This is a genomic window from Chryseobacterium electrogenes (assembly GCF_053553015.1).
Window position 1 is genome coordinate 1,036,718 of sequence record NZ_JBNPPB010000002.1, and the last position, 13,898, is coordinate 1,050,615.

Annotated in this window: 10 protein-coding genes; 5 read left to right on the plus strand and 5 right to left on the minus strand. The window is 33.2% G+C overall.

Going from position 1 to position 13,898, the window contains the following annotated elements; translation table 11 throughout:
• The first annotated feature begins 9 nt into the window (after positions 1-9).
• Positions 10-1,023 (plus strand): glutaminase A, encoded by a 1,014-nt coding sequence (gene glsA, locus ACQQ6V_RS04680; RefSeq protein WP_448844394.1) that lies wholly within the window; start codon positions 10-12, stop codon positions 1,021-1,023.
• A 66-nt stretch (positions 1,024-1,089) separates the two neighbouring features.
• Here the strand turns inward: glsA and ACQQ6V_RS04685 are convergent, their stop codons facing one another.
• A complete protein-coding gene (locus ACQQ6V_RS04685; RefSeq protein ID WP_448844395.1) occupies positions 1,090-1,641 on the minus strand; it encodes a DNA-3-methyladenine glycosylase I in 552 nt (183 codons plus the stop codon).
• 176 nt (positions 1,642-1,817) lie between these two features.
• On the opposite strand from ACQQ6V_RS04685, the gene proA reads away from it, so the two are divergent.
• Positions 1,818-7,541 (plus strand): anti-phage protein ProA, encoded by a 5,724-nt coding sequence (proA, locus tag ACQQ6V_RS04690; protein ID WP_448844396.1) that lies wholly within the window; start codon positions 1,818-1,820, stop codon positions 7,539-7,541.
• Between the two features lie 119 nt (positions 7,542-7,660).
• On the opposite strand, the gene ACQQ6V_RS04695 is transcribed toward proA, so the two are convergent.
• Positions 7,661-8,983 (minus strand): MFS transporter, encoded by a 1,323-nt coding sequence (locus tag ACQQ6V_RS04695; protein ID WP_448844397.1) that lies wholly within the window; start codon positions 8,981-8,983, stop codon positions 7,661-7,663.
• A gap of 24 nt (positions 8,984-9,007) precedes the next feature.
• On the minus strand, positions 9,008-10,441 hold the full coding sequence (locus tag ACQQ6V_RS04700; protein WP_448844398.1) for a mannitol dehydrogenase family protein: 1,434 nt from the start codon (positions 10,439-10,441) through the stop codon (positions 9,008-9,010).
• Between the two features lie 187 nt (positions 10,442-10,628).
• Between ACQQ6V_RS04700 and ACQQ6V_RS04705 the strand changes: the two genes are divergently transcribed.
• Positions 10,629-11,642: a LacI family DNA-binding transcriptional regulator gene (locus tag ACQQ6V_RS04705; RefSeq protein ID WP_448844399.1), complete on the plus strand. Its 1,014-nt coding sequence runs from the start codon at positions 10,629-10,631 to the stop codon at positions 11,640-11,642.
• A 28-nt stretch (positions 11,643-11,670) separates the two neighbouring features.
• On the opposite strand, the gene ACQQ6V_RS04710 is transcribed toward ACQQ6V_RS04705, so the two are convergent.
• A complete protein-coding gene (locus tag ACQQ6V_RS04710; protein ID WP_448844400.1) occupies positions 11,671-12,036 on the minus strand; it encodes a DUF1304 domain-containing protein in 366 nt (121 codons plus the stop codon).
• Between the two features lie 61 nt (positions 12,037-12,097).
• Positions 12,098-12,865 (minus strand): methyltransferase domain-containing protein, encoded by a 768-nt coding sequence (locus tag ACQQ6V_RS04715; protein ID WP_448844401.1) that lies wholly within the window; start codon positions 12,863-12,865, stop codon positions 12,098-12,100.
• Positions 12,866-13,054: 189 nt separating this feature from the next.
• On the opposite strand from ACQQ6V_RS04715, the gene ACQQ6V_RS04720 reads away from it, so the two are divergent.
• Positions 13,055-13,489 carry a GNAT family N-acetyltransferase gene (locus tag ACQQ6V_RS04720; RefSeq protein ID WP_448844402.1) on the plus strand — a complete coding sequence of 145 codons (435 nt, stop codon included), beginning with the start codon at positions 13,055-13,057 and terminating at the stop codon, positions 13,487-13,489.
• A gap of 5 nt (positions 13,490-13,494) precedes the next feature.
• On the plus strand, positions 13,495-13,878 hold the full coding sequence (locus tag ACQQ6V_RS04725; RefSeq protein WP_448844403.1) for a VOC family protein: 384 nt from the start codon (positions 13,495-13,497) through the stop codon (positions 13,876-13,878).
• The last annotated feature ends 20 nt before the right edge of the window (positions 13,879-13,898 follow it).

Below are 13,898 nucleotides of genomic sequence, written 5' to 3' on the forward strand. Positions count from 1 at the left end.
ACAATATTTATGACTAAAAATAGACTTCATCGCACACTAAAAAACACTTTAATTATTACTTTTATAGGTTTTAATAGTTTCTCTTTTGCTCAAAAAACAGCAGATTACAAAACAATTACGACCAATACATTAACCGAAATTCTAGAAAATAATCGTGCTAATTATAAAGATGGAAAAGTGGCAAATTATATTCCAGAACTAGGAAAAATGGACGCCAAAGCCATTGCATTTTCTATAGTTGACAACAGCGGAAAAGTTATTAATGTAGGAGATATAAACAAAAAATTCACCATACAAAGCATCTCGAAAATTATTTCGTTGATGATCGCCGTTCAGGAAAATGGAGAAAAATCGGTGTTCGAAAAAATGGGATATTTTGGTTCTGACAAAGCCTTCAATCATTTTGCCAATCTTGAGACAACGGGCAAGCCGCTTAATCCAATGATGAATGCCGGAGCGATTCTCACAACATCATTAATTTCGGGAGAAGGAGAAAAACCTTTTCAAAAAATACTCGACATGGTACGTTATATTACCAAAAAACCGAGTATTGATTACAGCAAAACCGTATATCAATCAGAAAAAGAAACAGGACATCGCAATCGTGGGATGTTTTATTTGATGAAAAACAATGGACTAATTTCTGGAAACGAAGATCAGTTGGATAACTATTTCAGACAATGTTCTATTGAAGTTACCGCAGAAGACTTAGCTAAAATCGGTTATTTTTTCGCCAATCAATGCACACGATTTGACGGAGATACGACTTATAAAAATGCAGAAATTGCAAAACTTATAGAATCTCAAATGTTAATTGCCGGCATGTATGAGTATAGTGGAGAATATGCAAGAACCGTTGGTCTGCCTAGTAAATCAGGCGTTGGCGGTGGTATTACAGTCAGCGTTCCTGGGAAAATGGGCATCGGCGTTTTTAGTCCGGCTTTAGATTCTCACGGAAATTCTGTCGTTGGATATCAGATGATTTTAGAATTAGCAAAACAATATAACTTGAGCATTTTCTAAAAACTAACAATAAAAATCAATTAAAAAGGAACATTATCGCATGTTCCTTTTTTTTTATGATTTGCATTAAGCTTGTTGCCACATTGGATTGTGTTTCAAAATTTCTTGATGAATTGGACAATTGTCCTGATGCGCACCTGGCAAATAGCCAATGCTCATGAGAAATTCTCCAACAATTTCGCCACCTGTAAAACGGAAAGTTTTCTTAAACAAATTCACCCATTCTTCCTTACTTTTTGGATGATGATGCTCTAACCATTTTTCAAAAGAACCAAATTCTTTTTGCAATTCAATAATTGTTTTAGCATTTTCTATCGCTGCATTTACTTTCAGTTTATTCCTGATAATACCAGCATCAGCCAAAAGTCTTTCTCTCTCAGTTTCATTATAATTCGCAATTGTTTTAATATCAAAATTATCATAGGCTTTTCGGAAAGATTCTTCCTTCTTTAAGATCGTTTCCCAACTCAGCCCAGCTTGGTTGATTTCCATAATTAACCGTCCAAACAACTCATTGTCATCATGAATCGGAAATCCATAATGATAATCGTGATATTTTTTATGCAAGGCTTTTCGCTCTTCGGGTTGCATATTAGGAATCGCAGCACAATAACTCATTTCGGTGTATTTTATTACAAATCTAAGCTTTAGTTTTGACAACTATTTGTCAGTTATTCTTAAGATTTTAACCATTTAAAATTTAATTGTTGGCAACTATTTTTAACAAATAAGGTTTTCCTCATATTATCGTGTATCAATTTTAATATCTTTAAACAAATTTATGATGTCATACCATGATTGAAAATACAACTCCTATCCAGATAGAAATAGAAAAGTTTCCTTATTTTAATTATAGTTTTTGTTTAAACCATTTTCCGTTTTTAAAAACCATTCAACTACAAGGAAATGAGAAAGATTATGAGAATATAACCCTAGAAATCACTTCACAGATTGGCTTATTTGAGGCTTATTCTTTGCATATTGACAAACTATTTCAGAATACTCCTGTTGTTATAAAAAATTTCGATTTCAAATACAATCTTGCGCTCATCAAGAATTTTACCGAAAAAGATTTGGACACGATAGAAGTAAAAATTTCTACTAAAGAAGAGGTTCTGCACCAAGATACTTTTACGCTAGATGTATTACCACTAGATCATTTTGGAGGATTGCGTGTTTATCCACAATTGCTAGCCTCCTACTCTTTGCCCAATCATCCTTTGATTTATAAAATTAAATCTGATGCTGTTTCAATTTTAGAAAAGAACGGACTAAATCCCTCTTTCGAAGCATATCAATCCAAAGATAGAGAGCGCGTTTTGCAAATGGTAGCAGCACTTTATCAAGCAATTTTGAATTTAAAAATCGTGTACAGCGCTATGCCTCCAAGTTTTGAAGCAGAAGGGCAACGCATCCGTTTAGCAGATAAGATTTTGGAAACCAACTTTGGAAACTGTATTGATATTTCATTATTATTTGCGGCGTGCTTAGAAGCTATAGATCTCAATCCTATTTTGGTTATTACCCGCGGACATGCATTTGTGGGCGTCTGGTTAGAAGATCAACGTTTTGATGATACGGTTAATTTTGATCAAGCCGCAATTTCTAAACGTATTGCTTCTGGGATTAAGGAAATTGGATTAATAGAGTCTACCAATCTATGTCGTGGTACTGCGTACACATTAAAAGAAGCAATGAATATTGCAGAAACTCAAATTCTTAATGCGGACAATTTTGTGATGTCTATTGATATCAAAAGCGCCCGTTCTCATGGGATTTTACCTTTGCCTTTTGTTAAAAAAGAAACAGAATCAGAAGATATAAAATCAACCCAAACAACTAGCAATCATAACATTAATGACAATTTTGAGATTGGCGAAATTTACCAAGATTTAGAATTGTCTGATCAAAAAAATCTAACTAAACAAAAGGTATGGGAGCGCAAGTTATTAGACCTTTCGCTTCGCAATAATCTATTGAATATTAGATTTACCAAAAGCATGTTGCAATTGATGGATCTTAAGATTAATGTTTTAGAAGATTACTTGGCAGACGGCAAGATATTTACCATACAGCCCAACAATAACCAGCCTATTTCTCGTCGGTATAATAATTATGTAGAGCCGCTTCATGCGTCGCAACCTTTGTTTAAACTGGCAGAAGATGAGTTTAAATATAATCGATTATTGACTAATTATCATCAAGATGATCTAGATAGTATTTTGACACATTTATACCGAAATTCTAAATTAGCAGAAGAAGAAAACGGGAAAAGTACCTTATATCTTGGCATTGGATTACTAAAATGGTTTGAAACTAAAAATAAAGATCAACCACGTTTTGCTCCAATTTTACTTATCCCTGTAGAACTCTCCAGAAAATCGGTTAATTCTAAATTCACGCTTCGAAGCCGTGAAGAAGAAACCATGATTAACATTACACTTTTAGAGTATCTAAAACAAGAATATCAACTGAATCTTAATGCTGTAGAAACACTTCCTGCAGATAGTTATGGCGTAGATGTGCCCAAAGTTTTGGCGATTTTCAGAAAGGCAATTCTCAATCTTGAGGGTTGGGATATTTTAGAACAATTAGTTTTAGGAAATTTCTCGTTCAACAAGTTAATTCTGTGGCAAGATATCTCTAAGTTCTCTGAAGAAATTAAAAAAAGTGACATCGTCAAAAGTTTAATTGACGGAAAACTCACGGACAAACTGAGCATTTCTCAAGAGGAAGAAAGCTTAGAACATCTATCTTCTTCGCAGCTTATTTTACCCATTGCTACGGACAATTCTCAATTAGATGCTGTACGGAGTTCTAATGTTAATAAGAGTTTTATTCTTCATGGACCTCCTGGCACAGGAAAATCTCAGACGATTACCAACATCATTGCAGATGCTTTAGCTAACAATAAAAAAGTACTTTTTGTGGCAGCGAAAAAGGCAGCTTTGGATGTTGTTCATCATCGTTTAGAAAAAATTGGACTGAGTCCTTTTTGCCTAGAATTACACTCTAATAAATCTAAAAAATCTGACGTTCTACAACAATTAGAACGGACTTTGGAAGTACCAAAATACCAAAGCCATATTGATTACCAAGAAGAAGCCACAAGAATAGACGAGCGCAAGCAAGAGCTTAGTCGTTACGTAGACTTGTTGCATCAACCATTTTCTGTTGGTTGGAGTCTGTACGATTCTGTATCTTATCTAGATTCTCATCATGTTGAGATTAATAATGATTGGATTTTGCCTCTTACATTAGAAAATATTAATAAAAACACTTGGAATACATGGAAAGATTGGGCAATTCCTTTTGGTGGCTTAACGCAAAAAATGCCTGCAATTTCTACGCATCCACTACAGTTGATTTCTTTGAAAGAGCAAAATTTCTCTCATAAAGCTCAAATTGAAAAAGCAATAGATAATTATATTGAAATTGAAAATTCGGTTGCTAAAATTAACAGTGACTTACAACTCAATTTACCGAAAGATTGGAGCAATAAGCAATCACAATTGATTTTGTTTTTTGAGAAGTTATCACATTTTTCGGTTCAAAGTTCTATTTTGAATGTTTATTTTGATGAACGTCAAAAGAATTTGCTAGACCATTGGTTGACTTTGCAATCTCAAAAACAAACATTAAATGATAGCATTTTGCAGGATTTTAATTCTAGAATTTTAGATGCAGATTTGGCAACGTTAGAACTCAGTTGGAATCAGTCCAAACATACTTGGTTTTTACCAAAATGGTTAAAACAACGTAAAGTAAAGCAATTCTTGAATGGATTTTCCAAACATAAAATAGAGTCAGAGCAGCAAGTAGATCTTTGTTTTAATAAAATAAATGAGCTTAATTCGGTTTCTAAAACACTGAAAGAACCGCAATATCAAAGTATTGAAAGTACAACTCAAAATTACTTCACCAATAATGGATTAGATACAGAGGCGATACAAAATGATCTACAACAAGTAAAAGCGATTGATGAAATTGCAAAAAATCTCTATTTCAATTCGGTTGAATTATGGCTGAAAAACTTTATTACAAACGGAGATTATAAAGTCGTTTCAGCTAATTCCATTTTAGATTTTAAAAATTATGAAACAAGCAGACAAGCGCTTTCTGTATTTTTAGCGGAAATCCCTGATAACGAAATTTTACTAAAAATTAAAAATAACCTGCATCACTTAGAAGATTGGATTAGATATAATTATTATAAATCTCAAGCTTCAGAAATAGGAATTGATTGGCTTGTAAAGCTTTTAGAAGTTGATAAAATTGACAAAAACACATTAGCTAAAGATATGGAAAGCATTATCCATCTCAACTATTTTGTTCAGTCTTTGGATCAATCTCAAGTGCTTAATGGTTTTGACGCTGACATTTATGAATCACAGATTGCGCAATACAAAAATCTGCATCAAGAATTTACGACTTTAGCCAAAAACCAGTTGCTATTAGAATTAAGCAACAAAATACCAAATCTATCACAAGAAGCTGTACAAAGTTCTGAGATTGGCATTCTGCAACGCTCTATTCGCAATAAAGGCCGCGGAATAAGCATCCGCCGATTATTTGACCAGATTCCTACTCTATTGCCTAGATTGAAACCTTGCATGTTGATGAGTCCAATTTCTGTAGCGCAATATTTTGATGTTAATACAGATCATTTTGACATTGTTATTTTTGATGAAGCCTCTCAGTTACCGACTTCTGAAGCGATTAGTGCATTAGCAAGAGCCAAGCAAGCGATTATTGTGGGCGATCCAAAACAGATGCCTCCAACCAGTTTTTTTGCCAGTAATAAAATTGATGAAGACAATATGGAGTTAGAGGATTTAGAAAGTATTTTGGATGATACTTTAGCATTGTCTATTCCGTCAAAATACTTACTGCGCCATTATCGAAGCAAGCACGAAAGTTTAATTTCGTTCAGTAATGCCAACTTTTATGACAACAAGCTATTGACATTTCCTTCTAGCGATGATTTGGACAAAAAAGTGAGTTTTCAATATGTTGATGGTTTTTATGATAAAGGAAAAACCAGAACCAATAAAAAGGAAGCCGAAGCCATTATCAATTATATAAAAAATCATCTAGAACAACGTCCCAATAAGACTTTAGGCGTGGTTACTTTTAGCCAAACGCAACAGAACTTGATAGAAGATTTGCTACAAACTTTATTTTCTGCACATCCACATTTGGAAGAAAAAGCCATGCAAAATGAAGAGCCAATTTTCATAAAAAATCTAGAAAATGTACAAGGAGATGAGCGTGATTATATTTTATTTTCTGTAGGTTATGGTCCTGATGAAGACGGAAAAGTATCCATGAATTTTGGCCCGCTTAATCGTGATGGAGGCTGGAGAAGACTCAACGTTGCCGTGACACGTGCGCGCTACGAAATGAAAGTTTTTTCTTCTCTTAAAGGCGATCAGATTGATCTGAACAGAACAAACTCGGAAGGTGTAAAAGGCCTGAAAGCTTTCTTAAACTTTGCCGAAAAAGGGCAGTTAAATTCTGTTTCTGCAACGCAAGAATTGCAACAACAATCACATTCTTTGGTAGAATCTATTGCTCATTTTTTAACCCAAAATGGGTTGAACGTCAAAACCAATATCGGAACTTCTGATTATCGCGTGGATATCGGAATTGTACATCCAGAGTACAATCATCAATATATTTTGGGAATTTTAATTGATGGTAAAAATTATTTTAACACGCAAACTACCAATGATCGAGAATTACTAATCCCCAATGTATTGCAATCTTTAGGATGGAACATTTATAGAATTTGGACTTTAGATTGGATTAAAAATAAAGCAATTATTTTAGAAGAAATAATTGCTCAAATTCAGCAGATTTTATCACAACCAAAAAAAGAAGAACCTATTGTTATTTCAGCTTCCGAACCTATGAAAAGTAGTATTTCTATAATTGAAGAAGATATTTTGACTTCAAAGAAAATGAAACCTTACGATATTGCAGTAGTATCTCCAATCTTGATGGCAAATTCTGAATCCATTTATTACTCAGAAAACCAATTGATTTTAAAACAACAATTACAGGAAATCATTCAGGTAGAATCACCTATTAGTCAAGATTATCTTTTTAGGAAAATTTTAAAACTATGGAATATCACAAGAATTGGTACAAAACTGAATAATTATTTGATAGAAATTTTATCAGAATTACCCCAAATAGAAACAGTCATCTCACATCAATCTTTCTATTGGAATCGTGAGCAGATTACATCAAAATTAGAATTCTACAGAGATAATTCTCTTGAAAAAAGAACGATTGAAGATATTGCGCCAGAAGAAATCCTTGCTGCTATTTTCGAAATTATGGAAAACAATCTGAGTCTAATACGCGTAGATCTGATAAGAGCAACAGCCAAGACTTTTGGTTTTATGAAGGTAGGATCTCAAATTGAAGAAATTATTAGCAAAATTATTAATCAACAAGTTCTAAAAAACCATCTTAAAGAATCTGAAGACAGAATAATCTTCATTCACTAATAACAAAAAAGCCTGATTTTTAATTTTAATCAGGCTTTTTTTTCATCAAACTGCTTTAATAATAACTAACTTTAAGTGCATTAAATTTCTCTAATGCCATCCTAATAATCTCTATTAGATCAAATAGCTTCTATATCTTTTTGTCTAATTTTAGAACCAAATAAAGCGTAATATAGCATAACCAATTCGCAAATAACAATCAAAATCCATGTCCATCGCCATGATCCTAATACATCTGCTAATCCTCCTTGCAACAAGGTAAAAACAGCACCACCAAATACAGCAGATATAAATACGCCAGATGCTTTAGAAGTATATTTATTTAAATCTTTTATGGCTAAAGAATAGATGCAACTCCACATCGAAGAATGCAGTAACCCAATGGCGACCAAATACCACAAATTCTGGGTAACAATTGTTATAATAGCTAAAATTGTTGCTAAAATAGTAGTAACCGTCAATTGCTTTCTAGCAGAAATAGTACTAAAAAAACTAGAAAAAAGTCTTCCAACCAAAAATCCGCCCCAATAAAGCGTCGATAATAACGCATGAATCCCCAAATCATAATTACCAATAATTAAATCTGATTTCCCAAAGAAAGTAATAGCTTTTCCTTCTTTCATCAACTCAAAAGCATAAAGATTGATATTTGCACCTATCGCAACTTCGGTACCAACATAAAAGAATATAGCTACAACGCCAAGTGCAAAATGACGAAAGGACCAGATATTACGTTCTAATTTTTCTCCATTTACAGCTCGGGTATTGGCTATATCGGGAAGGTCTAACTTTTTAGTAATCATCCAGACCAATCCTATTGCTGCAATAATACATAAAAATGGAATTATCAACTGCCGAATTTCTATGTTATCAATTGGTATTCCGCTAAAAATAATTACCGTAACAAAAAATGGCGCCGAAGTCGTCCCAATAGAATTAACAGCTGTCGTAATGTTAAGTCTTTGCACAGGTTGAGTACCAGGGAGGTCATAAGATGCAACATAAGGATTAACAACAACCTGAATAATTGCAGCAGATGTGCCCATCAAATAAGAGCCTAGCAAGAAAATGAAGAACCCATAAGGGATTTGGTTTTCTCCAAAACTAAGACCCAAATGAGGAAAATAATGTCCAAATAAAGCCGAAACAAAGTACATCACCAAGCCAAAAATAATAAATAAAAGTCCTCTAAGAATCGTTTTTTTGTAGCCAAAAGTATTTACCCAACGGCTTCCCAATGTCCCATTAATAAGATATCCAAGGAAGAAAAAAAATGAAATCAAAGTGGTCAAAGTATTCTTAAGGTAACCAGAATGCTCCAAAAAAGTAAATTGTAATGGCGCTTGCAACTGCTCATTTACCGTAGTCAAAAAACCTACAATAAAGTAAATGAAGGTGACGATAACAAATGGCAAAACCTTTTTAAATGAAAGAGTTTTCATAAGCAAAATCGTTATAATTATTGATTAAAGAATAGAAGCTAATACTGATTTTGCAGTATTATTTTTCAGTTGTTGTACAAAGTCTATATAACAGTCTATTAAATCTTTATAAGCCTTTAAGTTAATACTTTTTAATGCCGAAAATTCTAAAAAGTCCAACGCTTCATCACTGTCTAATATTTGTAAATCCTCTTGTGTAATCCAAGGCTCTGCAATGTCGAAAACCTCACCATTATCATCGGTTTTATATTTTAAATAATGTCTGTAAGTAGCTACAAAAAAAGCGATACGTGTAATATCTTTTTTATCATTTAACATTTTCTTCAGATTAGGAATAATGTACACCGGGAATTTCGAAATACCGTCAAAACACAATCTGCTAACCTGATCACTCACCGAAGTGTTGGCAAATCGCTCAATTAAAGTCTGTTTATACAACTCCAAGTCAGTATTGGCTGGCGCTGGTACATAAGGCGTAATATCAATATCCATAAATTTTCGGATAAATTGTACCACGTCTTCGTCCTGCAAAGCTTCATCTACTTTTCTATATCCTTTCAAGAAAGAAGGATAAGAAAGTAATGTGTGAGAGGCATTAAGAAGACTTAACTTCATATTTTCGAAGGCGGTAACATCATCGGTAAACTCCACTCCAACTCTTTGCAAAGCGGGGCGTCCAGCCGCAAAATTATCCTCTATCACCCATTGACAAAAATCTTCGCAATAAACTGGTGCATGGTCTTCAATTCCACTTTTGGCATTTAATCTTTTTATGTCTTCATCAGTTGTTGCAGGTGTAATTCTATCCACCATACTGTTGGGGAACGTCACATTTTCTATTACCCAAATTGCCAATTCTGCATCTTGAGCTTCTATAAACGACAGAAATGCTTTCTTCGCCGTATTACCGTTATGTTGAAGATTATCACACGACAAAATAGTCACACCACCTACTCCATTTTGCTTTCTTAAACGAAGACCTTCGGCGATAAAACCAAAAACAGTTTTCGGGTTCTGCGGATGTTGTAGATCGTGTTTAATTTTAATATCATTTAGGTTAAATTCTTGGCTTTCCTTGTCTAAGTTATAACCGCCTTCCGTAATGGTGAGACTAATTATTTTTATATTAGGATGAGCTATTTTTGCAACTACAGCTTCTGGATTTTCTATACCCCAAATTAGTTCTCGTAATGACGCTATCTTTTGGATTTCATCTTGACCATTTCTTCCACAAATTGTTAAAGTATATTCTAAATCTTGACGACGAAGATTTTCTACAATTTTTCGGTCAGATTCTAATAAGCTAACTCCACATATGCCCCAATTTTTTTGATCCTCCTGCTCTAGTAATTGATTGATATAAAACTGTTGATGTGCTCTATGAAAATTTCCAACTCCTATATGGAGTATACCTGTTTCAATAGTTGAAGGTTGATAATTATAAGATTTTATTGTCATGACTGGTGATAATTTTATTGTTTTTGCTTGGAGTAAATTAATAGTAAATTCATATCCGAACCATAAAATTTAATATAATTAAAACAGGGAACGTTCCCAATTTATAGGGCACGTTCCCAATTAGTATTAAATAACTATTTTTATGTATTCAAAATGATAATTTTGTAATCCAAAAACGGTAAAACACATGAAAAGAATCACCATAAAAGACCTCGCCAAGCATTTATCTTTATCAACATCCACAATTTCTAGAGCTCTTATCAATGATAAGAATATCCATCATGATACTAAGAAAAGGATCTTGGATGCCGCTACAGAATTAGGCTATAAGCCCAACCAGACGGCGCTATCATTAAAATATGGACAATCTAAGAACATAGGTTTTATCGTTCCTGAGATGTTGACGCCTTTCTCAGCTTCTGTATTACAAGGAGTGCAGAATATTTTAACATCCAAAGGTTATCGTGTCATCATACAGCAATCTGATGAAAACCCCAGTATTGAATCTGATAATTTACTTTTTCTGGAAGAATTTAATGTAGCGGCTATCATTATTAATACGTCTCATGATACGCAAAATTTAAAACTATATAAAAAATTGATTGAGAGAGGGACGCCACTCATTTTTTTCGATCGCATCCCAGAAGCTTCGCTAGATGTATCAAAGGTTATGATTAATGATCATACACAAGCTGCATTGATGGTAGAACATTTGATTGAAAACGGAAACCGAAAAATTGCCCATATTATGGGACCTTCTTCTATTAAAAATTCTAAAGAACGAGCAATGGGCTACGAAAAAATATTGACAAAACATAAAATTTATGATGCCAACTTAATTATAAAAACCAAAGGAATGAAGGTTGAAGACGGTAGAAAAGCTGCCGAAGAGCTACTAAAAAAAAATGTGAAAATAGATGCAATATTTGCTTTCAGTGATACCTTAGCTATTGGTGCCATGAATTTACTTTTAGAAAAAGGCTACAAAGTACCTACAGACATTGCCATTGCAAGCTTTTCTGGGACAGAGTTGGCAACATTAGTCTACCCTTCTCTCACAAGCGTTGAGCAACCTTTGATAAAAATGGGTGAAGCTGCTGCTCAACTAGCTCTGGACAAAATAGAAAATCCAGAATGTGAAAATCGTACAATTATTCTCCATTCTGAATTAAAATATCGTGATTCTACTGTTAGAAAATAATTGATTAATATTGAAATTAATCTTTCGATTAAGCCATCAATACTAATATAATCCCAATTATAGCTGGCAAAGCTTGTATGAAAAATATTTTCTTAGACGATGTGATACTAGCATAGATTCCTGCTACTGCTACACAACCCAGAAAAAACAAAGCTACATTTTTAGACCATTCTGCATCAGAAATGAAGAGTGACCAGATTAATCCTGCAGACAAAAACCCGTTATAAAGCCCCTGATTAGCAGCTAATCCTTTAGTTGGCTTAAATAATTCTGGCGGTAAAGCATCTTTAAAAATCTTCTTTCCTTTGGTTTCCCATGCAAACATCTCGAACCAAAAAATGTATAAATGTTCTAAGGCAACAAAGCCAATAATAATTTTAGAAATGATTTCCATAGGATTAAATATTTTAAAACCCGAATTTAATCAAAATTATAAACAAATCCCGTCATTTATATTACTTTTTTCTCCCGTACAACAGAAATCTTTTAAAAGCATAGATTGCTGGTAGTTTAGTGAATTTTTGAGTTATTTTTAGCTTAAAAGCATTAGAAAATTTAATTTGATCTTCATCATTAAGCCGTTCTAAATAAGGAATTAATGCCGATCCAGAAATAAAATTATACAAAGTATCATGATCTTCAGCGATAATCGGGTATACTTTTTGCGAAATATTGATATCTTCTAGGCCATTATCAAAAAAAATCTGTGCATAATCATCAATCGTTAAAACAGCAGAAGCTCGATTCCAATTCTTAAGTTGTGACTTATAAGGTTCTTCATTAGCCAAATCAAATAAAATTTTGTTCAATATATTGTCTGGCTGGCAAGGCATCTGTATCGCTAATTGTCCATTTTTATTCAGTTTAGAAATCAACTTAGGGAATAATTCATAATGATGATCAGACCATTGCAAAGCAGCATTGCTAAATATTAAATCCCAATTCTCCTCTTCTTCCAAAATCTTCTCAGTAGTGATTAGCCTAAAACTTAATCTGTCATTTTCTAAAATTTTTGACTTAGCAAGCATTTCTGGCGAAGAATCTATGCCGATGAAACAACTACCGGGGAATCTCTCCGTTAATATTGCAGTTTGCTCGCCAGTACCACAACCTATATCGATAGATTTCATGGATTGCTCTCCAACAATTAAGTCCGACAAATCATAAAAAGGACGAAAACGTATGTTTTTAAATTCATTATAAACTTCAGGATTCCAAGGCATAATATTATTTTTTTGGGTTCATAAATTTAGAAGTAATTTTAAAGTGGCAAAAATTTGACCAATAAATCGTTTAAACAATAATTAATTCTGTTAAAACTAGATTATTCTTATTTTTGTTAAACACGAAGAACTACTAAATAGCTAATCCGATAATAAAGATTACAACTCATTATATTTAGAATAAAAAAAATGACAATTAGAAAAGCCAATAGCAACGATTACTCTAGAATAATGGAAATCTGGGAAAGCTCTGTAAAAGCAACACATAATTTTTTGAAAGATGAAGATTTTAAGTTGTTTCAAAAATTAATTCCCGCTGAGTTTTTACCTCAATTAAGTGTTTTCGTTATAGAAAATGAAGGATTAATTCCTGCATATTTTGCGGTATCAGACGATAATCTGGAAATGCTTTTTGTACATGCCAATGATCGCGGAAAATCTTATGGAAAGCAAGCGGTTGATTACATCGTAAATCAATTAAAAATATATAAAGTTGATGTCAACGAGCAAAATCAACAAGCTATCGATTTTTATCTAAAAATGGGATACAAACCCCAAGGACGTTCAGAAAAAGACGGTATGGGCAAAGATTATCCTTTATTACATTTAGACTATTCAAAATAATGCTCATGACTCAGAAGTCTAATCCAGCAGTTTATTTTGAAATTCCTGTCAATGATATGGCTCGTGCCATGGAGTTTTACAAAAATGTTTTTGATTTTCAGTTTGAAACCGACCATTTTGAGAATATTGATATGGCATATTTTCCTTTTTCTGATGAGCAATCTGGTATTTCTGGAGCTTTGGCAAAAGGCGAAATTTATAAACCGACTAAAGATGGTATTCTAATTTATTTCAATACCAACAATATAGAATTATCATTAAAAAAAGCACAAAATTATGGTGCAGAAGTATTATTCCCCGCAACTTTTCATCAAGATTTAGGTTTTGCTGTAGCAGAAATACAAGACAGCGAAGGCAACCGTATTGGATTACATCAAAAATTAAGATAAATTTTTCATTATTAATAAAA